The organism is Seohaeicola nanhaiensis (assembly GCF_042654245.1).
Taxonomy (GTDB): Bacteria; Pseudomonadota; Alphaproteobacteria; order Rhodobacterales; family Rhodobacteraceae; genus Seohaeicola_A; species Seohaeicola_A nanhaiensis.
The window spans coordinates 283,722-304,607 of the sequence record NZ_JBHSGI010000009.1 but is presented as its reverse complement, the minus strand read 5'-3'; the positions used below and the strand labels follow the sequence as shown (position 1 = coordinate 304,607).

Here is a 20,886-nt window from a genome sequence, read left to right as displayed (position 1 = left end):
GACCCCAATTCTAAAGCCAATCCCGCAGAATCGGCACCAGCGGCTTGTCCGCCTCGGGCATCGGATAGGACTTGAGGTCGCCCGCCCGCACCCAGGCCAGCGTCTGCCCCTCACGCGCGCGCGGCGTGCCGTTCCACTTGCGGCAGGCGTAAAGCGGCATCAGCAGATGAAAGTCCTCATAAGAGTGACTCGCAAAGGTCAGCGGGGCCAAGCACGACGCCCAGGTGTCTATGCCCAGTTCTTCCTGCAACTCGCGAATCAGGGCAGCCTCGGGGGTCTCCCCCGATTCGACCTTGCCGCCGGGAAATTCCCACAGCCCGGCCATCGTCTTGCCCTCAGGCCGCTGCGCCAGCAGCACCCGGCCGTCCACGTCGATCAACGCGACGGCCGAGACCAATACCATCTTCATGCCGTCACGACCGGTAGTCGGCATTGATGTCGATATAGCCATGCGTCAGATCGCAGGTCCACACGGTGGCCGCGCCGGTGCCCAGCCCCAGATCGACGCGAATCAGCAGCTCCTGCTGCTTCATGTGCTCGGCCGCATCGGCTTCCTTGTAGTCCGGACTGACCCAGCCGTCCTTTGCCACCAGGATATCGCCAAAGTGGATCGTCAGCCGGTCCCGCTCGGCCGCCGCACCCGATTTGCCGATGGCCATGACGATCCGGCCCCAGTTCGGATCCTGCCCGGCAATCGCCGTCTTCACCAGCGGCGAATTGGCGATGGCCATCCCGTGGGTCTTGGCATCGGCATCAGTGGCCGCGCCGGTGATCTGGATCTCGACGAACTTCGTCGCGCCCTCGCCGTCCTTCACCACCTGATGCGCCAGATCCAGCATCACGTCGTACAGCGCTTCCCAGAAGCCCTCTGCATCGGTGGCATCCACGCCCGACGCCCCCGTCGCGCAGAGCATCAGGCTGTCCGAGGTCGAGGTATCGCTGTCGACCGTGATGCAGTTGAAGGTCTTGTCACAGATCGCCGCCAGCTCGGTCTGCAGCCGCGCCTGTTCGACCTTCGCATCGGTGAAGATATAGACCAGCATCGTCGCCATATCCGGCGCGATCATGCCCGACCCCTTCGCAATCCCGGCGATCGAGACGGTCTTGCCGTCGATCTCCACCTGCCGGGCCGATCCCTTGGGAAAGGTGTCTGTGGTCATGATCGCCCGCGCGGCGTCCTTGATCTTTTCCGGCGCCTGCGCGGCTTTCAGCTCGTCCAGCTTGGCAACGATCCGCTCATGCTTCATCGGCTCGCCGATCACACCGGTCGAGGCGGTAAAGACGCGCGACACCGGAACCCCGGTCACGCGCGCAGTTTCCTCGGTCACCTCCTTGACCGACATCTGCCCGCGATGCCCCGTGAAGGCGTTCGAATTGCCCGAGTTCACCAGAATGGCGGCGCCTTCCGAGGCATCGCCACCGATCTTCGCCTGGCAATCCAGCACCGGCGCCGACCGCGTTGCCGACCGGGTGAACACCCCTGCAACGCTGGTCCCCGGCGCCAGCAGCGCCAGCATCACGTCGGTGCGGTTCTGGTAACGCACCCCCGCCTCGGCGCTGGCAAAACTCGCGCCCGCGATCACCGGCAAATCGGGAAAGGAGGCCGGGGCAAGCGGGGAAACCTTGGTGATCTTCGCCATATGTCAGTTCCTGATCAGATCGAGATTACGCAGAACAGTCGGATCGAGTCCTTCGACCTCGGGCCGATCCACCGTGGCCTTCGCGGTCAGTTCCTCGACCCGATCCTCGACGGCCTTCTTGCGCAGTTCGGTGGCGATTTCCTCCGACACCTCTTCCAGCGCCGGCGCCTTGGCGCGCCGCTTTTCGTTCAACTTGATGATATGCCAGCCGAATTGCGTCTGCACCGGCTCGGAAACCTGACCGGGTTCCATCGCCTCCACCGCGGCCGAGAACTCCGGCACCATGTCGCCGGCCGAGAACCAGCCCAGTTCGCCACCGCTCGGTCCCGACGGGCCGGTCGACTTCTCCTTCGCCACTTCGGCGAAATCGGCGCCCTTCTCGATCTCTTCGCGCACTTCCTTGGCGGCTTCCTCGGTCTCCAGCAGGATGTGCGAGGCGTTGAACTCCTCGCCGCCAAAGCCGTCGCCGTACCGCGCGTCATAGGCCGCCTTGATCTCCTCGGGGCTGGCCGCGCCGGCCATCACGCCCTCGATCGCATCCGCCGCCATAAGCGAGCGCTTCTCGTTTTCCAGCGACAGCCGCACGTGCTTGGGCTCTTCGCCGGTCACGGATTGCTCCAGCGCTGTCTGCTGGATCAGCTGGTTCAGGATCGCATCAAACAGAACGTCCGGCGGCAGCTGCTGATACTGCTGCGGCAGCGTCGCATGCGCCACGATCATGTGTCCCAAGGTGATTTCCTCGCCGTTCACCCGCGCCACAACCGTATCCGCATCGGGTTCGGCGATGGACTGGGTCGGCAGGGCCAGCAGGCCGGCGATGGCCATTGCTGGCAGGAAAGTGAAACCTTTGGGCATGTAATCGTTCCTATTCAGGGGTCGCGACCGGGCGCGCCGTTGACACTCTTTGGCCTGCCCCCTAAATCGCCTTGTGGCCTTAGGGGCGCCGCCGTTGCTCCCCGTATCTATAGGGTTGCGACACGGGCGGGCAAGCCTGCGACAACCAGGAAGCCTCGGATCGGCTGGAGAAAGCATGCTGGGTATCGGAACTATCGCCAAGAAGGTGTTCGGAACGCCGAACGACCGCAAGATCAAGGCGACTCGTCCGCTGGTCGAAAAGATCAACGCGCTGGAGCCGGATTTCGTCAAACTCTCTGACGAGGGTCTGAAGGAAAAGACCGAGGAACTCGCCAAGCGGGCGCTCGGAGGAGAAAACCTCGACGACCTCCTGCCCGAAGCCTTCGCCAACTGCCGCGAGGCCGCGCGCCGCGCCCTCGGCCTGCGCGCCTTCGACACCCAGCTTCTGGGCGGCATCTTCCTGCACCAGGGCAACATCGCCGAGCAGAAGACCGGTGAAGGCAAGACCCTGACCGCGACCTTCGCCGCCTACCTGAACGCCCTCACCGGCAAGGGCGTCCACGTGGTCACGGTGAACGAATACCTGGCCAAGCGCGACGCCGAATGGATGAGCAAGGTGTTCAGCGCCCTGGGCCTGACCACCGGCGTGATCTATTCCGACATGCCGAACGACGCCAAGCTCGCCGCCTATCGCAGCGACATCACCTACGGCACCAATAACGAATTCGGCTTCGACTATCTTCGCGACAACATGAAGTCCGAACTCTCCGAAGTATTCCAGCGCGAGCACAACTACGCTATCGTCGACGAAGTCGACTCGATCCTCATCGACGAGGCGCGCACACCCCTGATCATCTCGGGCATGGCGACCGACCGGTCGGAACTCTACCAGACCATCGACACGGTGATTCCGCTCTTGACCGAGTCGCATTACACGCTGGACGAAAAGACCCGGAACGTGACCTTCACGGACGAGGGCAACGAGTTCCTCGAAGCGCAACTGCGCGTCCGCGGTCTGCTGCCCGAGGGCCAGTCGCTCTACGATCCCGAAAGCACCACCGTGGTGCACCACGTCAACCAGGGCCTGCGCGCGCACAAGCTGTTCCAGCGCGACAAGGAATACATCGTCCGCGATGGCGACGTCGTGCTGGTCGATGAATTCACCGGCCGGATGATGGCGGGCCGCCGCCTGTCGGACGGTCTGCACCAGGCCATCGAGGCCAAGGAAGGCGTGACGATCCGCCCCGAGAACGTGACCATGGCCTCGGTCACCTTCCAGAACTTCTTCCGCCTCTACAATAAGCTGGCCGGGATGACCGGCACCGCGGCCACCGAGGCCGAGGAATTCCGCGAAATCTACGGCCTCGGCGTTGTCGAGGTTCCCACCAACCTGCCGATCGCCCGCGTCGACGAAGACGATCAGGTCTTCCGCACCGGCCGCGAGAAATACGCGGCCATGGTCGAAGAACTGAAGACGGCCCATGCCAAGGGGCAGCCGGTCCTGATTGGCACGACCTCGATCGAAAAGTCCGAGATGCTGAGCCAGCTTCTCACCAAGGAAGGCATCAAGCACAACGTGCTGAACGCCCGCCAGCACGAGGCCGAAGCGCAGATCATCGCTGACGCCGGCCGTCTGGGCGCGGTCACCATCGCCACCAACATGGCCGGCCGCGGCACCGACATCCAGCTCGGAGGCAACGTCGAGCTCAAGGTGCTCGAGGCACTCAAGGCCAACCCCGACGCCCACCCCGAGGAACTGCGCGCCGCCGAAGAGGCCAAGCACGCCGAGGAAAAGGCCAAGGTGCTCGCAGCCGGCGGCCTCTTCGTTATGGCCTCGGAACGCCACGAAAGCCGCCGCATCGACAATCAGCTGCGCGGCCGTTCGGGCCGCCAGGGCGACCCGGGCCGCACTGCCTTCTATCTCTCGCTCGAAGACGACCTGATGCGCATCTTCGGCTCGGAACGGCTCGACAAGGTGCTGACCACGCTGGGCCTCAAGGAAGGCGAGGCGATCGTTCACCCCTGGGTCAACAAGTCGCTCGAACGCGCCCAGGCCAAGGTCGAAGGTCGCAACTTCGACATCCGCAAGCAGCTGCTCAAGTTCGACGACGTGATGAACGACCAGCGCAAAGTGATCTTCGGCCAACGGCGCGAGATCATGGAAGCGACCGACATCTCCGAAATCGCCGATGACATGCGCCATCAGGTGATCGACGATCTGGTCGAAACCTACATGCCGCCCCGGTCCTATGCCGACCAGTGGGACACCGCCGGTCTCTATGCCCAGGTCATCGAACAGCTGGGCATCGACGTTCCGGTCATGGAATGGTGTGCCGAGGAAGGCGTCGACAACGACGAAATCCGCGAACGCCTGGTCAAGGCCAGCGACGAGCACATGGCCAAGAAGGCCGCCGAATTCGGCCCCGAGAACATGCGCAACATCGAAAAGCAGGTGCTGCTGCAGACCATCGACGCCAAGTGGCGCGAACACCTTCTGACGCTTGAACACCTGCGCTCGGTCGTCGGTTTCCGCGGTTACGCCCAGCGCGACCCGCTGAACGAATACAAGAACGAAAGCTTCCAGCTGTTCGAGAACATGCTCGACGGCCTGCGCGAGGACGTAACCAAGAACCTCTCGCAACTGCGGATGCCCAGCGAGGACGAACAGCGCGATCTGCTCCAGAAGTTCTTCGCCCAGCAGGCCCAGATGGCCCGCGCCCAGGGCGAGGCGCCGGTGCAGGGCGTGACTGCGGGCGGCGCCTCCGACGCGGCACCAGAAGGCGAACCCGAAGGGCCGCGTCCCGGCTTTGTCGAAGACGACCCGTCGACCTGGGGCAATCCCGGCCGCAACGAGAAGTGCCCCTGCGGCAGCGGTTTGAAGTTCAAGCACTGCCACGGCAAGGTCGCCTGATCGCGCGCGGGGCGTCAGCGCCCCGCTCCTGCCAGAATGACTCCCCGTCACGGTCACACCTTGGCCCCGATTGGTTGGAACAACCGTCGTCAACCCGGTGTCGATGGAGAGTGGAATGAGCAGGAAGCGAACGCTTTTGACCACGGCAGCAACGGTCTGCTGCGCCCTGACCATCGGTTGGGTGATGCAGACTACGGTCGAGCCGCCGAAAGGTGCCGCCGCGCTTGTCATCAGCCCCGTCGCGCAGGCCGATCTGGAACCCGGCGCTACGCCGGTTGAACCGCCCGAAGTGCTGGCCGACGCCTCCGAACCGCAGTCCCTGCCCCAGGCCCCCGACCAGCCCGAACTGCCGATCACGGAAATCCGCCTCACCTCGGTTGCGACGCCGCTGCCGCCGATCTCTGACCTGGCCCGCGCGGTGATGTCCACGGTCGCCTTCGAACCCGACTCCGTGCCCACGCTGCCGGACGAACCGCTCGCCCCCTATCTGGGATGCGACCTCACCGCGACCGCCACCCCCGCCCCGCAGGCCAATGTCGTGCTCACACTTACGGCGCCTTGCAAGGCCAACGCCCGCGTCACGCTGCACCATTCGGGCATGATGTTCACGGAAACCACCTCGGCAGACGGTCGCCTGGAGGTGATGGTTCCGGCAATGAACGAAGACGCGGTCTTCATGATCCAGTTCGACGACGGCAAGGGCACGGTCGCCTCCACCCACGTGCCCGACCTCAAGGGCATCGACCGTGTCGCGCTGCAATGGTCAGGTCAAACCGGCCTCCAGGTCCACGCCCGCGAATTCGGCGCGGCCTACGGCACCGACGGCCATGTCTGGTCCGGCGCCGCGACCTCGCAGAACGGCGGCATGTTTCAGCGCCTCGGCGACCCCGCCGCGCTTGGTGCCAAGGTGGTCGAGGTCTATACCTTCCCCTCTCACGACGCGCCCCACGCCGGCACCGTCGATCTTACCGTCGAGGCCGAGGTGACGGCGTCCAATTGCGGGCGCGACATTTCCGCCCAGTCCATCGAGCTCCGCGACAGCCAGAGCCTCCGCACGCAGGATCTGGTCCTGTCGATGCCCGAGTGCGGATCCGTGGGCGATTTTCTGGTGTTGAATAATCTGGTCGATGACCTGAAGATCGCCGGCAGGTAGCCGGCAACCCGATAGGCCCGAGATGAAGAAGTGGTGTGCGGCGGGTCTCGCCGCACTTTTTGTATTCTGCTCGGCCTTGGTCGCCGCAGCGCAGGACGTTACCCTGACCTCGCACGACGGGTCCATCGAGGTCACCGGCACCCTGCTCGGCTTCGACGGCGAATTCTACCGCGTCGCCACGCAGTTCGGCCCGCTCACTGTCGATGGGTCGGGCGTCAGCTGTGACGGACCGGGCTGCCCCAACCTCTCGGATTACGTCGCCGAACTCCTGTTCTCCGGCTCCTCCACCATGGCCGAGGTTCTGCTGCCGGCCTTGGTCGAAGGTTTCGCCCTGCGCAGCGGCTATCAGGCCGAGCGGCAGGAAATCGACGACTCGCATTTTCAGTACGAGCTGAAATCCCCCGAATCCGGACGCACCCTCGGCCGTTTCATCTTCCGCGTGACCAATACCGACGAAGGCTTCGCCGATCTTCTGGCCGACGAGGCCGATCTGGTGATGGCCCTGCGCGAAATCCGCCCTGCGGAACGCGCCCGCGCCATCGAGGCGGGGATGGGCGATCTCACCCAGCCGGGCCGCGCCCGCGTCGTCGCGCTCGATGCGATGGTGCCGGTGGTGGCCCCCGACAACCCGGTGCACGAGATTTCGGCCGCACAGCTGGCGCAGGTCTTCTCTGGCCAGATCGTCAACTGGACCGATCTTGGCGGCCCCGATGCCCCCATCGCCCTGCATCTTTCTGCCGAAGGCTCCGGTCTGGCCCAGATCGCCGAGGACACCCTGCTGCGCCCCGGCCGCCTGCGTCTGGCCGAAGGCGTGATGCGCCACGCTCCGACCCGTGGCCTTGTCGAGGCGGTGATGAAGGATCCCTTCGGCATCGGTCTTGCCAGCCTGGCGGAATCGGGCGAGGCGCGCGTCCTCCCCCTCACCGGCGGCTGCGGCTTTGCGCTGGCGGCCACCCGGCGTTCGATCAAGACCGAAGACTATCCGCTCACCGCACCCATGTTCCTCTACCAGCCGGCCCGGCGCCTGCCCAAGATGGGCCGCGCCTTTCTCGCCTATGTCGGCAGCCCCCTGGCCCAGATCGTCATTCGCCGCGCCGGTTTTGTCGATCAGGCGACCGAGGTGATCGGTCTCGGCCTCCAGGGCGACCGCCTGGCCAATGCCATCCTGACCGCCGGGGAAGAGGTCTCGCTGGACGAACTTCAGCGGATGGTCGGCGTGCTGAAACCCATGTCGCGCCTGTCTTTGTCCTTCCGGTTCGAGCCCGGCTCCGCCCGCCCCGATGCCCAGTCGCGCACCAATATCCTGCTGCTGGCCGAGGCGATCGAATCCGGCCAGTTCGACGCAAACGCCCTCTCCTTCATTGGCTTCAGCGATGGCGACGGTCCCGCCGGCAGCAACATGCGCATCGCCCGCGCGCGGGCCGAGGCGGTGCGCAATGCGGTGGTCAAGGCCGCGCAGGCCGCGACCCCCGGCAAGATCACCACCCACGTCGAGGCCTTTGGCGAGGCGCTGCCGATGGCCTGCGACGACAGCGACTGGGGCCGCAAGGTGAACCGACGGGTCGAGGTCTGGGTGCGCTGACGCTCAGAACCTGCGGACGCGCACATAGGTGCCGACCGCCTTGCCCTCTTCCCATCGCACCAGCCCGCCCTTGGAATCGACGCTCAGCACCTTGCGCCGGAACTTCTGGTTGCCGTGGTTCACCCGCATCCGCTTGACGTTCAGTGTCACCGTCTTGCCGTCGCTTTCCCAGCAGCCGCTCGCCTCTTCGTCATAGGCGCCATAGCTCAGCATGTAGCCGAATTCGCCATTGGGCGAGAGCATGATCAGCGACCCGACCTCCATCACCCCCCGCAGCTCATAGCCCCCGGCAAGCGCGGGCGCGACCGGCTTGCATTTGCCCAAGACCGGAGTGGCAAGCGCAACACTGAGAAGACAGGCCAGGATCACACGCATGAGACTCACCCTGTTTTCACCGATCCTAGCGTAAATCAGGCCGCCGAGCGATGGTTTCGATATCGCCATGCGGCTGCGGATCGCGGTCCGCGCCCTTGGGATAGGTCTCGCACGAGAACTGCCGCGGCGCCGGGATCGCGGCGCGCGCGGTGCCTGCCCTGTCCGCAACCGGCGGCACGGCACCGCCTCCTCCCGAAGGCGTCAGCAGATGCCGCAACAGGGCCACCGGATGCGCCTTGAGGCTCAGGCGGAGGGCAACGTAATCCTCGACCACCTGCTCGCCCAGCGTCATCTCGGGCAGCAGCGCCGGCGCCTCGTGGATCACCTCGCCCTCGATATCCTGCGCGAACAGCGGCAGCGGTTTGGCGGTCTTGATCGCCTTCGCCGCCCACAGCGCCGCCCGCCGCTTGATCCCCAGCCCGGCAAAGGCATCCGCCTCGGCCAGCAGCTCCAGCACCGACGGCCCCAGCCCCGCCCGGCGCCACAGATCCGCCACCTCGAGATAGCCGTTGCCCCGCGCTGCGGTCAGCCAGCCCGCATCCTCCTCGCAGATCCCCTTGATCTGCCGGAACCCCAGCCGCAGCGCCAGCCCGCCCTTGCCGTCGGGCTCCATCACATTGTCCCAGAAACTGCTGTTCACGCAGACCGGCCGCACCTCCACCCCATGCGCACGCGCATCGCGCACGATCTGGGCGGGCGCGTAGAACCCCATCGGCTGCGAGTTCAGCAGCGCGCAGGCGAAGATCCCCGGGTGATGCCGCTTGATCCAGGCGCTGGCATAGACCAGCAGGGCAAAACTCGCCGCATGGCTTTCGGGAAAGCCATAGCTGCCGAACCCCTCGATCTGGCTGAAACAGCGCTCGGCGAAATTCGCGTCATAGCCGTTCTTCCGCATTCCCCGCAGGAACAGATCGCGGAACTCGCTGACATTGCCGTGTTTCTTGAACGTCGCCAGCGACCGCCGCAGCCGGTCCGCCTGATCCGGCGTGAACCCGGCCCCGACGATGGCGATCTGCATCGCCTGCTCCTGAAACAGCGGCACCCCTTTCGTCTTGGCCAGCACCGCGCCCAGCGCATCCGAAGGGAACACCGCATCCTCCTCGCCGTTGCGCCGCCGGATATAGGGATGCACCATGTCGCCCTGAATCGGCCCGGGCCGGATGATCGCCACCTCGATCACCAGATCGTAGAATTCACGCGGCTTCATCCGCGGCAGGAAGTTCATCTGTGCCCGGCTTTCCACCTGGAACACGCCGATGGTGTCGGCCGCGCACAGCATGTCATAGACGGCCGGATCGTCCTGCGGCAGGCTGGCCAGCGTATGCCTGACCCCATGATGCGCGGCGATCAGGTCAAAGGCCTTCCGGAGGCAGGTCAGCATCCCCAGCGACAGCACATCCACCTTGAGGATGCCCAGCGTGTCGATATCGTCCTTGTCCCAGCAGATGACCGTGCGATCCTCCATTGCAGCGTTCTCGATCGGCACCAGCTCGTCCAGCCGGCCCTCGGTGATGATGAACCCGCCGACATGCTGCGACAGATGGCGGGGAAACCCCTCGATCTGCCGGATCAGATCCAGCGTCTGCATCAGGCGGCGGTTCTTCGGGTTCAGCCCGACCTCCACCAGCCGCTCGTATCGCACCGCCTCGGACGAGTAGAACCCCCAGAGCTGCGAGGACAGGCTCGACAGCACATCCTCCGGAAATCCCATCGCCCGGCCCACCTCGCGGATTGCCCGCTTGCCGCGATAATGCACCACCGTGGCGCACAGCCCGGCGCGCGCGCGGCCATAGCGCTCGTAGATCCACTGTATCACCTCCTCGCGCCGCTCATGCTCGAAATCCACGTCGATGTCGGGCGGCTCGTTCCGCGCCTCCGAGATGAAGCGCTCGAATACCATGGTGCCGACCTCGGGCGAGACCGAGGTGACCCCCAGCGCATAGCAGACCACCGAATTCGCGGCACTTCCCCGCCCCTGGCACAAGATGTCGCGCGACCGGGCAAAGGCGACGATGTCGTGGACGGTCAGGAAGTAGGGCTCGTATCTCAGCCGCGCAATCAGGTCCAGCTCGTGCCGGACGATCTTCTGCACCCGCTCGGGCACCCCTGCGGGATAGCGCCAGGCCAGCCCCGCCTTGGTCAGCCGCGCCAGCCGTTCGGCCGGGGTCTCGCGCCCGTCCGTCTCGCTCGGATAGTCATAGCGCAGCTCGTTCAGTGAAAAGGTCAGACGTTCCGCCAGCGCGCCGGCCCGCGTCACCGCTGCCTCGCACCCGGCGAACAGGCGGCGCATCTCGGCCTCGCCGCGCAGCCGCCGTTCGGCATTCGCCAGGGCCTCGCGGCCCAGGTCGCCGACCCGCCGGTGCAGGCGGATCGCCGTCAGCACATCGGCCAGACGGCGCCGCTGACCGCGATGCATCAGCGGCGCCGCGCTGGCCAGCGTCGGAAGGCCCAGGGCCGCCGCCTCCCGCTCCAGTCCGGCAAAGCGCGAGGCATCACGGCCATCGTACAGCGGATGCATCAGCAGATGCATTGCCCCGCCAAGGCGGTGCACCAGCCGCTGGGCGTGACTCCGCCAGTCCTCTGCCCCGCGCGGCGTCTGCGGCGGCCAGAGCAGCAGCTGAATGCCCTCCGGCCGCTCCAGCAGATCGTCGAGATGCAGATCGCAGGCGCCCTTGCCGGCGCGCAGCTGGCCTGCCGACAGGATACGGCACAGATTGGCCCAGCCCTGCCGCGTCTCGGGCAGCGCGGTCACGTCGATCCCCTCGGCAAAGCGCAGCCGCGCGGCCGGGATCAGACGCGGGACATGGGCCACCGGAAACGACTGCGGCGCCGGCAGATGCGCCGGGCGCGGCGGTCCGATGGGCGCATGGGCGGCATCCCAGTCCTGCCGCTCCTTCACCTTGCGGGCGATGCTCTTCGCCTCCGCATGGGCCCGCACGATCCCGGCCACCGAATTATCGTCGGCAATGGCAATCGCCGGCAGACCCAGCACACAGGCACGGCGCATGTATTCCTCGGGATGCGACGCACCGGTGAGAAAGGTGAAGTTCGAGGTGATCGAGAGTTCGGCGAACATGGGAGGTCAGTATATTCACTTTTTGTTCTCATTGGGAGTCCCCTCCGCTCCGCGCAAGAGGTGGAACGAGAACAGGGATCAGCCCAGAAAACCGCGCGCGCGGATCAGCGCCACCAGTTCGGCGGCCGAGGCCTCCACAGGCTTGCCGGAGGTGTTCAGCTGCGCCTCCGCCCGGGCATAGAGCGATTCGCGGCTGGTCAGGATCGAGCGCAACTGCTCCATCGCTTCCGGATTGCCCGCCATCGGACGCTCGTCGCCCTGCGCGCGCACCCGCGCCATATGCTCGTCGGGCGAGGTGCGCAGCCAGATCGTATGAAAATGCCCCAGAAGCCGCGCATAGGTCTCAGGCTCGACAACGATGCCGCCAGCCACCGCCAGAACCACGTTGTCATGCGTGCAGATCACCCGGTCAACCGCCTGCGCCTCAAGGCTGCGATAGCCTTCCTGCCCATACAGCGCCAGCACCTCATCCACCGGCATCCCCGAGTGTTCCTCGATCTCGCGGTTGAGCTCGACAAAGGGCACGCCCAGCGCCTTGCCGACCATCGCGCCCAGCGTGGATTTCCCGGCCCCGCGCAGCCCGACAAGACAGACGCGATGGGCCTGCCGCGCTTCCGAGGAATCGGCCGTCAGCGCCTCCATCACCGTCTGGCGCGCCTCGGGGCTGGCCGCGCGATACAGGTCGGCCATCCGCGCCACATCCGACGACCAGGGGTCGTCCGCGCTCAGCAGCCATTCGATGCGATGATCCAGCGCCACGGCGACCCGCTGCAGCAGACCGATGGAGATATTGCCCTCGCCGGCCTCGAGCTGCGCCAGATAGCGCGGCGAAACGCCCGAAATCTCCGACAGCACCCGGCGCGGAATGCCCTTGCGTTCGCGCGCCTTGCGCACCCGCTCGCCCACCTGCCGGATCAGCGCCGCCACGCCAGCCTCGCCCTGCCCCTCGTCGGCCGGGGCGATACGGTCGCCGCGAAAGTTGGTGATCTCGGTCATGGAACGCTGCTTTATGTATTATAATGCAAGATCTACCCCGCGCGGCCGGCTCAGGCAATTGCTTTCGCCGCGCGGCAAGCGTCAGGCCCGGATCAGCGGCTCGACAATCGCGCGCACATCCGGCGGCGCGGGCCGGGTGCGCACGCTCGCCGCCTCGGCAAAGACCGAAACAAAACGCCCCTCGAAACAGACCACCCCGTCCTGCCGCCCGATCACCCGGAAGGTGATCGACTTGGTGCCCAACTCGGTCGGGAAAACCTCGCACATCAGCCGGTAGCGCGGCGTGACCGGAGACCGGAAGTCCAGCGACATATGCACGAAAGGCGTGCCAAAGCCGCGGTCCAGTTCCATCTGATACCAGCCATCGCCGTCCAGCACATGCTCCCACCAGCCATTGATCGCCAGCAGCGCGAATTCCGGCAGCCGCCCGGTATAGGCGATCCGCGCCGGATCGCAGTCGCCCCAGGTCACGTGGATCGGGTATTCGAAGGCGCGCGGCCCCGCGTCATCGGCCATTCAGTAGGTTTCCACGTGATACCGGCCTTCCTCGCGCATCGTGTCGCGCAGGGCGGTCCATTGCTGGCCAATGCTTTCGGCAATATTGGTCAGGGTCTTCTCGACACCCTCTTCCATCCCGCGCAGCCCGCAGATGTAGACATGCGTCTTGGGATCGCCCAGCAGGTCCGCAACGGCGTCCTGCTCTGCCACCATCCGGTCCTGCACGTATTCCTTCGGCTGATCGGGCAGCCGCGAATAGACCAGATGCTTTTTCAGAAGCGCATCGGGCACCTTCTTCAGCGGCCCGAAATAGGGCAGGCTCTCGGGCGACCGCGCGCCAAAAAACATCGTCATCCCGCCCGACTTGCCGCCAACCGTACGCTGGCGCCGCATGGTGAAGGCCCGCATCGGCGCCGAGCCGGTGCCGGTGCAGATCATCAACAGCCGCGCATCCGGATCCCCCGGCATCAGGAACGTCGCACCGAACGGCCCGGTGACGCGCACCGTATCGCCCTTCTTCAGGTCACAGACAAAGTTCGAACACAGACCCTTCTCTTCCCGCTTCACCGTCAGCGAGACGTTGTTGAACCCCGGCCGCTCGCCGTCGCGCGGCGAGGACACCGAATAAAGCCGCGGCAGATGCGGTTTGCCCTCGGCATCGGTGCCCGGCGGGATGATCCCGATCGACTGCCCCTCCAGCACCGGAAACGGCAGGCTGCCGAAATCCAGGATGATGTGGCGCACGTCGCTGTCCGACCCGGCCTCGGTCAGCCGGTAATTGCCCTGCACCGCCGCCTCGGCCGGCTTGCCCAGGTTATACATGTTCACGGTCGGCTTGGACGCGCTTGCCGGCGCCCGCGCCTTGCCGCCCGCGCCCGCATGGGCCTCGGCCAGCAGCGCCGCCATCGCCTCGTCCATCGCCTCGATGCTGGTCTCGGCGTTGCCCAGCTCCTTCTGCTCGGGCAGCTCGGTCCATTCGTACTGCTCGGACAGCGAATAGGGCTCTTCCACAACCCGCCATTCGTCGATCGACCCGGTTGGGCAGACCGGAATGCAATCCATGCAGAAGTTGCACTTGGAGGCATCGACCACGACGTTGTTGTCGTCATGCTCGATGGCCTCCACCGGGCAGGTCATTTCACAGGTATAGCACCGGATGCAGATCTCCGGATCGATCAGATGCTGTTTCAGCGGCTTGTTCATTGGGATGCGCGCTTCCGGGTCAGGATGATGTCGGGGATCATCAGAACGTCGATAAGATCCGCGCAAAGGCCATTGCAATTCGCACATCCGACGCAGGGATTGTGCAGACCGCCCAGCGCGGCCGAAAGGGCCGTGGTATGGGTCTGATCGGGTTTCGAGCGTTGGATGTCCATCATGCAACTCCGATACAAAACGGTCAGTGTGGCAGGGGAATGTTGAAAAGCCGTTCCACTTGTGACCGCGCACACTGCCTTTCTAGCATGTCCGGCCCACGTCCTGCAAAGGATGCAGCAGGCAGCCCCTTCCGTTCCCCGCGCGGGGCGAAACACGTTCCGGAGCGCTGGCCCCGGACCGCAGCTTCCCGACTCAGGCCATATGCAGGCGGACGTATTCGAAATCGCCCGGCTTGTTGTCGATGCCGACCTTCGGCGGCGCGATCCAGCTGGCGTATTTGCCCGGCTCATAGCAGGGCACCATCAGCGACTGGATGAAATCGCCATCGGCCTTGGTCGGCAGCCACTCGCCGCGGCGCTTTTCCCAGTCATCGGCCGAGATGATATTGCCCTTCGGATCGACCGCCACACTGCTGAACACGCCGATCTGGCGGTGGAAGCCTTCGTGCGGCAGCATCAGCTCGAACTCGATTCCGGCTTTCTCGATGATCTTGTTCCAGCGGCCCACGCCGCCGGCCGCATCGCGGACATAATCGTCGCGCAGGCGCATGTTGATCGCGGTCAGCGCCGGCGCGTCCTCGGTGATGATCTTGCCGTCCTTGACGGTCTTCACCTGATAGGTCGCGTCCTTCAGCTGGTGATCGTCGTCGATCCGCGCTTCCATATAGCGGCCCTTGATGCCCGAGTTGAAGGCATTGGCCGCATTGGTCGAAATCTCCTGTCCGAACAGGTCGAGGCTGAGCGTATAGTGCAGGTTCAGCTTCTTCTGGATCGTCGGCAGGTCGATCACGCCCAGGTCGCGGATCTTGTTGATGTCATAGGGGTCGCTGATCCCGGCCTTGTTCATCGCCTCGACCGTCGCCTGGATCACCCGGCCCACGCCGGTCTCGCCCACGAACATGTGGTGCGCTTCCTCGGTCAGCATGAAGCGGCAGGTGCGCGACAGCGGATCGAACCCGGACTGTGCCAGCGATTCCAGCTGCATCTTGCCGTCGCGGTCGGTGAAATAGGTGAACATGAAGAACGACAGCCAGTCCGGCGTTTCCTCGTTGAAGGCGCCGAGCATCCGGGGCGCCTCGTCGCTGCCCGAGGAGCGGCGCAGCAGGTCGTCCGCCTCTTCCCGGCCGTCGCGGCCGAAGTATTTCTGCAGCAGGTAGACCATCGCCCACAGGTGGCGGCCTTCCTCGACGTTCACCTGGAACAGGTTGCGCATGTCATAAAGCGAGGGCGCGGTCAGGCCGAGGAACTTCTGCTGTTCCACCGATCCCGGCTCGGTATCGCCCTGGATCACGATCAGGCGCTTCAGCATGTTGCGGTATTCGCCGGGGACTTCCTGCCAGGCCAGCTCACCCTTGTGCTCGCCCATCGGAATGCGCCGGTCTTCAACCTGCGGCGCCAGCAGGACGCCCCAGCGGTATTCCGGCATCTTCACATAGTCGAACTTGGCCCAGCCTTTTGGGTCCACGCTGACGGCGGTGCGCAGATAGACCATCGACTCCTGGAAGTTCTGCGGGATCAGGTCGTTCCACCAGTTGATATAACCGGGGTGCCATTTCTCCAGCGCCTTCAGCACCTTCTTGTCCTGGCTCAGGCCGACGTTGTTGGGAATCTGGGTGTCGTAGCTGACGTTGATGAGATCGAGCATTTTCTTCTCCTGGATCGGTGCGTGGCAAGCACGCACCCTACGGGTTTGCGGTAGGGTGCGTGCTCTGCACGCACCGTCCTTTGGTTCACACGCGTTCCATGTTGTATTCGCCGCGCACGCCGGTGCCATACCGCTGCAGCGCGCCATCCTTGCCCACCGCGTTCGGGCGCTGGAAAATCCAGTTCTGCCAGGCGGTCAGGCGGCCGAAGATGCGGGTTTCCATCGTCTCGGGGCCGGCAAAGCGCAGGTTCGCCTCCATGCCGGTCATCGCGTCGGGCGAGAAGGATGCGCGCTCCTCCATGAAGATGCGCACTTCGTCTTCCCAGTCGATGTCGTCGAGGATGTAGGTGACCAGCCCCAGCTCGTCCGCCTCGTCGGCCTCGATGCCTTCGCCGATATGGTCCTTCAGCGTGTCGATCTGCTCCGGCGCGCCAAGGAACCGCGTCTCCAGCCGCGTCAGCCCGTTGCTCATCGGGTATTGCCCGAAGTTGCCTTCGGTCAGGGTAATCGCCGCCATCGGGCGGTTGTCGCCCTCGAAGGCGTCCAGCATCATGTAGCTGCGGTCGACCGCCCAGAGGATCTCGGCCAGCATCCCCGCATAGCACGACCCGTGCTCGACCAGCGCGACCATGCTGCGCGAGGTCAGGTCGATCCGCTTCAGCACGCGCTTCCAGTACTGCAGGATCTCGTTGGCCAGCCAGTGATCGGCATTGTCGCGCAGCAGCGCCTCATGCGCCGCTACCTGTTCGCCATCCCCCTGGGTGGTGAAGACCACCAGCCCCACCTGCCGCTCGTTCAGCCGAAGATGCAGGATGGCGTCGTCCAGCTCGCGCGCCAGCCGCAGCATGTAGGTCTCGCACCCCTCGGCCACCACAGCGTCCATGTCGGCGGGCGCATCCGCATCCGGGCCTTTGACAAGGATCGTCGCCTTGCCCGCGTCCCGGTCCAGCGTCACCTCGACCAGCGAATAGGTCACGCCGTCGTCGGTGAACTTGCGCGAGATCGGCTTCAGCTCGATGCCTTTCAGCCCCGACGCCTTCTCCGACGCCTCCGCGAACTCCTTCGCCCGCTTCGCCACCGTCTCGTCGAAGGCCGAGTTGGCGACAACCTCGTCCACCAGATTCCAGTCCTTCGCCCGCTCGCCCTTGATGCCTTCCTCGATCGAGCAGAACACATCCGCCCTATCGCGCCGCACCTTGCGCTTGTCGGTCACGCGGGTCAGCCCGCCGGTGCCCGGCAGCACCGCCAGCAGCGGCACCTCGGGCAGCGCAACCGAAGAGGTCGCGTCGTTCGTCAGCATGATATAGTTGCAGGCCAGCGCCAGCTCATACCCGCCCCCGGCGCAGGCGCCCTTCACGGCGGCGATGTATTTCTGGCCCGAATCCGCCTCCGCCGCCTCGAAGGTATTCCGCGTCTCGTTGGTGAACTTGCAGAAGTTGACCTTATGCGCGTGGCTCGCCCCGCCCAGCATCCGGATGTTCGCCCCGGCGCAGAACACCTTGTCCTTGCCCGACCGCATCACCACGACCTTCACCTCGGGGTGCTCGAACCGCATCCGCTGAACAACGTCCGCCAGCTCGATATCGACGCCCAGGTCGTACGAGTTGAGCTTCAGCTGATAGCCGTCGAACAGCCCGCCATCCTCGTCCACATCCATGAACAGGTTGGCGACCTCTCCATCGTATTCGACGCGCCAGTGGCGGTATTTCGACGGGTCGGTTTGAAAGTCGATGACCTTGGACATGAGTCGCTCCCCAAATCGGTGTGTTGGATGCACTTTACTGCGATTTCCGATGTCTCGTAAAGCTGGAATATGCATGATAGTGCAGTTTCTCGCCAAGTTTCTCGAATTTATGCACTATATTGCAAATTCCGCCCGCTCCCGGAGACTCCTGACGTAGCGCTCGACGCGAACCCGGTCCAATCCCAGGATGGCTGACGGCCCCGCGCTCTCCGCCATCAACCCCTCGGCGATCCCGCACAGCCGCAGCGCCGCGCGCGGCCGCCCCATCTCCAGCTTCAACGCCGCATTCGCCACCTGAATCACCGCCTGCACGAACCTCCGTTCCGGCGCGTTCGGCGGCAGGGTCATCCACACCGGCTCCAGCACCTCATGCGCTTCCCAGAAAAAGCCCTGCTCGATGAAATGCCACCCCGCGCGCCAGGCTAGCGTCTCGGCCAGCGGCCCCGCGCCCACCGAGGCGTGAAACGCCTCGAACGCCCCCTCCGCATGGCGCGGCGAGCGCCCCGGCACATAGCGGTGAGTCGGCAGGGGGATGTCAGGCCGTTTCAACCTCGGCCGCCTCGATCCGTTCCAGCCGGGCGCAGTATTCGGCGACTTCCGCCAGAACCCGATCACCCGCCTCCAGATGCGGCGCGTGCTTGCAGCCGTCGATCACCACCATGTCGACCGGCGCGTAACTCCGCCCTTCGATCTCCTGCACCTGCGCCAGCGTGCCATACTGATCGTCCCGCCCCTGGATCGCCAGGATCGGCACGCGGATATAGTCGATCACGTCCGCCACGTTCCACGCCTTGAAATCCGGGTCCAGCCAGACGCCGTTCCAGCCATGAAACGCAACGTCCACATCGCGGTGATAGCGGGCCAGTTTCTCTTTCAGCTCACCGCTCTCATAGGCCGCCTTCGCCTCGGCAATCGCCTTCAGCCCCATCGGCTCGGTGAAGAAATGCGGCGCCATGACAATCAGGCCGCGCACCCGGAAATCCTCGACGCTGCCCGCATGGATCGCCGCGATGGTCGCGCCGTCGGAATGGCCGAACAGGATGACCTTCTGCGCCCCGATGGCGTCCAGCACCTTGGGCAGGACCTGCGTCGCCTCATGCGTCATAAAGTCCAGCGAGCGCGGCAGGTCCACCGGGTCCGACTGCCCGTATCCCGCGCGCGAATAGACAAAAACGCCCATCCCCGTCGCCTCGGCCACCTTCTTCGGAAAATCCCGCCACAGCGCGACACAGCCCAGCCCCTCATGCAGCATCACGATGGTTGGGGCCTTGTCCGGTGCGGGGCCATGGCAGGCATATTCCAGCCGTTTGCCGTCAATCTCCAGCCGTGCCTTCGGGGTTGCCGTCCACTCCATGATCACACCTCCTGTCGCAGCTTGAACCGCTGGATCTTGCCCGTCGCCGTCTTTGGCAACTCGTCCACGAACTCCACCCAGCGGGGATATTTCCACATGCCGATCTTATCCTTCACGAAGTCCTTCAGATCGCCCGCGTCATCCGTTGTCTTGCCGCTCTGCAACACAACATAGGCCTTGGGCTTCTCCAGATGCTGCTCGTCCATCCACGGGACCACCGCCGCTTCCAGCACCGCCGGATGATCGATCAGCGCCTGCTCCACCTCGAAGGGAGAGACCCAGATCCCCGAGACCTTGAACATGTCGTCGGTCCGGCCACAGTAGACCATCCGCCCCTCCGGCGTGCGCTCGTATTTGTCACCGGTGCGCGTCCAGTGGCCCTCGAAGGTCGAGCGCGACTTGTGCCGGCGGTTCCAATACCCGTCGGCGCTCGACGGTCCGCGCACCAGCAACTCGCCGATCTCGCCCTCGCCCACGTCCTCGTCATGCTCGTCCACCAGCCGCACCTCGTATCCCGGCACCGCCACGCCCGAGGTGCCATAGACGCAGTCACCCGGCCGGTTCGACAGGAAGATATGCAGCATCTCGGTCGATCCGACCCCGTCGACGATCTCGGCGCCCCACAGCGTCTCGAACCGCTCGCCGATCTCGCGCGGCAGGGCCTCGCCCGCCGAGGTGCACAGGCGGATGCAATGATCCGGCATACCGCGGCGTCCCTGTTCGGCGACCAGCGCCGCATAAAGCGTCGGCACCCCGCAGAACAGCGTCGGCCGCTCGCGCGCCATGATGTCGAACACTGCCTCCGGCGTCGGCCGACCGCCGAAGATCACCGTCGTGGCGCCGACCGACATCGGAAAGGTCATCGCGTTGCCCAGCCCGTAGGCAAAGAACATCTTGGCGACCGAGAACATCGTGTCATCCTCGCGGATGCCCAGCACCTGCCGCCCGAAGGTATCCGCCGTGGCCTTCAGCGAGGAATGGACATGCCGCACACCCTTGGGCGTGCCCGTCGAACCCGAGGAATACAGCCAGAACGCCATTTCGTCCTCATGCGCCTCGACCGCGTCTTCCGGTTCGGCGCCGCGCATGAAGTCGTCAAAACTCTCGGTGCCCTCCGGCGCCGCGCCGATCACCACCACAGCGCGCAGAAAGCGGTTGCCCTGTATCGCAGGCCGCACCGTCTCCCACAGCTGTTCCGAGACCACCAGGATCGAGGCGCGCGAATCCCTCAGAACATCCTCATAGACCTGCGCGGACAGAAGCGTGTTCAGCGGCACCGGGATGGCACCAGCCTTGAGCGCGCCCCAGAAGATCACCGGAAATTCGATCTGATCGCGCACGATCATCGCGATCCGCTCCTCGCGCCGCACCCCGTGGCGGATCAGTGCGCCGGCAAAGCGGCTGGTCTGCTCGGCCAGTTCGCCATAGCTCAGGCTTCGCTGCGCCCCATCCGCCTCACGAAAGGCGGTCTTCCCCGAGCGGCCTTCCGCGACGTGACGATCGACGAAATAGATGGCTGCATTGGCGTTTTCGGCCATGTGACTGGGCTCCCTCACCTGGTGATTCCGCATTTCCTTATAAGGCGACGGCAGGAATCGTGTCTCTCCTCCGCCTAATTGTGCAACATAATGCCAAAGTTGGCAATATACTGCATAACTCGGCATCCTGCGATCCGCTCTTT

Annotated in this window: 17 protein-coding genes; 3 read left to right on the top strand and 14 right to left on the bottom strand. The window is 65.0% G+C overall.

Going from position 1 to position 20,886, the window contains the following annotated elements; all coding sequences use genetic code 11:
- Positions 1-10: 10 nt before the first annotated feature.
- From mutT to ACFO5X_RS11755, 3 genes are read right to left on the bottom strand one after another with little or no spacing between them, the layout of a single operon-like run.
- Positions 11-409 (bottom strand): 8-oxo-dGTP diphosphatase MutT, encoded by a 399-nt coding sequence (mutT, locus tag ACFO5X_RS11765; protein ID WP_380717644.1) that lies wholly within the window; start codon positions 407-409, stop codon positions 11-13.
- 4 nt (positions 410-413) lie between these two features.
- Positions 414-1,640 (bottom strand): bifunctional glutamate N-acetyltransferase/amino-acid acetyltransferase ArgJ, encoded by a 1,227-nt coding sequence (gene argJ / locus ACFO5X_RS11760; RefSeq protein ID WP_380717643.1) that lies wholly within the window; start codon positions 1,638-1,640, stop codon positions 414-416.
- A gap of 3 nt (positions 1,641-1,643) precedes the next feature.
- Positions 1,644-2,495, bottom strand: coding sequence for a peptidylprolyl isomerase (locus ACFO5X_RS11755; RefSeq protein WP_380717642.1), 852 nt, complete (start codon positions 2,493-2,495; stop codon positions 1,644-1,646).
- Positions 2,496-2,670: 175 nt separating this feature from the next.
- Here ACFO5X_RS11755 and secA point away from each other — a divergent pair, with 175 nt between their 5' ends.
- From secA to ACFO5X_RS11740, 3 genes are all read left to right on the top strand, one after another.
- The gene (gene secA, locus ACFO5X_RS11750) at positions 2,671-5,406 is read left to right on the top strand and encodes a preprotein translocase subunit SecA (protein WP_380717641.1); all 2,736 of its coding nucleotides are present in this window, start codon (positions 2,671-2,673) and stop codon (positions 5,404-5,406) included.
- Positions 5,407-5,521: 115 nt separating this feature from the next.
- Positions 5,522-6,559, top strand: coding sequence for a hypothetical protein (locus ACFO5X_RS11745; RefSeq protein ID WP_380717640.1), 1,038 nt, complete (start codon positions 5,522-5,524; stop codon positions 6,557-6,559).
- A 22-nt stretch (positions 6,560-6,581) separates the two neighbouring features.
- Positions 6,582-8,141, top strand: a complete 1,560-nt coding sequence (locus ACFO5X_RS11740; protein WP_380717638.1) for a phosphate ABC transporter substrate-binding/OmpA family protein — start codon at positions 6,582-6,584, stop codon at positions 8,139-8,141.
- A 3-nt stretch (positions 8,142-8,144) separates the two neighbouring features.
- Here the strand turns inward: ACFO5X_RS11740 and ACFO5X_RS11735 are convergent, their stop codons facing one another.
- The 11 genes from ACFO5X_RS11735 to ACFO5X_RS11685 form a co-directional block, all read right to left on the bottom strand.
- Entirely contained in the window at positions 8,145-8,516 is a 372-nt protein-coding gene (locus ACFO5X_RS11735; RefSeq protein WP_380717637.1) for a hypothetical protein, read from the bottom strand.
- 25 nt (positions 8,517-8,541) lie between these two features.
- The gene (locus ACFO5X_RS11730; protein WP_380717636.1) at positions 8,542-11,592 is read right to left on the bottom strand and encodes an error-prone DNA polymerase; all 3,051 of its coding nucleotides are present in this window, start codon (positions 11,590-11,592) and stop codon (positions 8,542-8,544) included.
- Positions 11,593-11,670: 78 nt separating this feature from the next.
- Positions 11,671-12,588 carry a helix-turn-helix transcriptional regulator gene (locus ACFO5X_RS11725; RefSeq protein ID WP_380717635.1) on the bottom strand — a complete coding sequence of 306 codons (918 nt, stop codon included), beginning with the start codon at positions 12,586-12,588 and terminating at the stop codon, positions 11,671-11,673.
- Between the two features lie 81 nt (positions 12,589-12,669).
- Entirely contained in the window at positions 12,670-13,104 is a 435-nt protein-coding gene (locus ACFO5X_RS11720; RefSeq protein WP_380717634.1) for an acyl-CoA thioesterase, read from the bottom strand.
- A complete protein-coding gene (gene boxA / locus ACFO5X_RS11715; protein WP_380717633.1) occupies positions 13,105-14,289 on the bottom strand; it encodes a benzoyl-CoA 2,3-epoxidase subunit BoxA in 1,185 nt (394 codons plus the stop codon). It abuts the gene before it with no gap.
- A complete protein-coding gene (locus ACFO5X_RS11710) occupies positions 14,286-14,462 on the bottom strand; it encodes a hypothetical protein (RefSeq protein WP_380717632.1) in 177 nt (58 codons plus the stop codon). Before ACFO5X_RS11710 ends, boxA begins: the two co-directional genes overlap by 4 nt.
- A gap of 193 nt (positions 14,463-14,655) precedes the next feature.
- Positions 14,656-16,107: a benzoyl-CoA 2,3-epoxidase subunit BoxB gene (gene boxB / locus ACFO5X_RS11705; protein ID WP_380717631.1), complete on the bottom strand. Its 1,452-nt coding sequence runs from the start codon at positions 16,105-16,107 to the stop codon at positions 14,656-14,658.
- 85 nt (positions 16,108-16,192) lie between these two features.
- Positions 16,193-17,851 (bottom strand): 2,3-epoxybenzoyl-CoA dihydrolase, encoded by a 1,659-nt coding sequence (boxC, locus tag ACFO5X_RS11700; RefSeq protein ID WP_380717630.1) that lies wholly within the window; start codon positions 17,849-17,851, stop codon positions 16,193-16,195.
- Positions 17,852-17,965: 114 nt separating this feature from the next.
- Positions 17,966-18,400 (bottom strand): DUF309 domain-containing protein, encoded by a 435-nt coding sequence (locus tag ACFO5X_RS11695; RefSeq protein ID WP_380717629.1) that lies wholly within the window; start codon positions 18,398-18,400, stop codon positions 17,966-17,968.
- A complete protein-coding gene (locus tag ACFO5X_RS11690) occupies positions 18,387-19,205 on the bottom strand; it encodes an alpha/beta fold hydrolase (protein ID WP_380717628.1) in 819 nt (272 codons plus the stop codon). The genes ACFO5X_RS11695 and ACFO5X_RS11690 overlap by 14 nt, the downstream gene beginning before the upstream one ends.
- A gap of 2 nt (positions 19,206-19,207) precedes the next feature.
- Positions 19,208-20,743 carry a benzoate-CoA ligase family protein gene (locus ACFO5X_RS11685; RefSeq protein ID WP_380717627.1) on the bottom strand — a complete coding sequence of 512 codons (1,536 nt, stop codon included), beginning with the start codon at positions 20,741-20,743 and terminating at the stop codon, positions 19,208-19,210.
- Positions 20,744-20,886 lie beyond the last annotated feature (143 nt).

Excerpts from the sequence above, each read along its gene's own strand:
- ACFO5X_RS11685 (WP_380717627.1), bottom strand. The coding sequence starts at position 20,743 with ATGGCCGAAAACGCCAATGCAGCCATCTATTTCGTCGATCGTCACGTC.
- ACFO5X_RS11710 (WP_380717632.1), bottom strand. The coding sequence starts at position 14,462 with ATGGACATCCAACGCTCGAAACCCGATCAGACCCATACCACGGCCCTT.
- ACFO5X_RS11690 (WP_380717628.1), bottom strand. The coding sequence starts at position 19,205 with ATGGAGTGGACGGCAACCCCGAAGGCACGGCTGGAGATTGACGGCAAA.
- ACFO5X_RS11730 (WP_380717636.1), bottom strand. The coding sequence starts at position 11,592 with ATGTTCGCCGAACTCTCGATCACCTCGAACTTCACCTTTCTCACCGGT.
- ACFO5X_RS11720 (WP_380717634.1), bottom strand. The coding sequence starts at position 13,104 with ATGGCCGATGACGCGGGGCCGCGCGCCTTCGAATACCCGATCCACGTG.
- ACFO5X_RS11735 (WP_380717637.1), bottom strand. The coding sequence starts at position 8,516 with ATGCGTGTGATCCTGGCCTGTCTTCTCAGTGTTGCGCTTGCCACTCCG.
- boxB (WP_380717631.1), bottom strand. The coding sequence starts at position 16,107 with ATGCTCGATCTCATCAACGTCAGCTACGACACCCAGATTCCCAACAAC.
- boxC (WP_380717630.1), bottom strand. The coding sequence starts at position 17,851 with ATGTCCAAGGTCATCGACTTTCAAACCGACCCGTCGAAATACCGCCAC.
- boxA (WP_380717633.1), bottom strand. The coding sequence starts at position 14,289 with ATGAACAAGCCGCTGAAACAGCATCTGATCGATCCGGAGATCTGCATC.
- argJ (WP_380717643.1), bottom strand. The coding sequence starts at position 1,640 with ATGGCGAAGATCACCAAGGTTTCCCCGCTTGCCCCGGCCTCCTTTCCC.
- secA (WP_380717641.1), top strand. The coding sequence starts at position 2,671 with ATGCTGGGTATCGGAACTATCGCCAAGAAGGTGTTCGGAACGCCGAAC.
- ACFO5X_RS11745 (WP_380717640.1), top strand. The coding sequence starts at position 5,522 with ATGAGCAGGAAGCGAACGCTTTTGACCACGGCAGCAACGGTCTGCTGC.
- mutT (WP_380717644.1), bottom strand. The coding sequence starts at position 409 with ATGAAGATGGTATTGGTCTCGGCCGTCGCGTTGATCGACGTGGACGGC.
- ACFO5X_RS11740 (WP_380717638.1), top strand. The coding sequence starts at position 6,582 with ATGAAGAAGTGGTGTGCGGCGGGTCTCGCCGCACTTTTTGTATTCTGC.
- ACFO5X_RS11755 (WP_380717642.1), bottom strand. The coding sequence starts at position 2,495 with ATGCCCAAAGGTTTCACTTTCCTGCCAGCAATGGCCATCGCCGGCCTG.
- ACFO5X_RS11725 (WP_380717635.1), bottom strand. The coding sequence starts at position 12,588 with ATGACCGAGATCACCAACTTTCGCGGCGACCGTATCGCCCCGGCCGAC.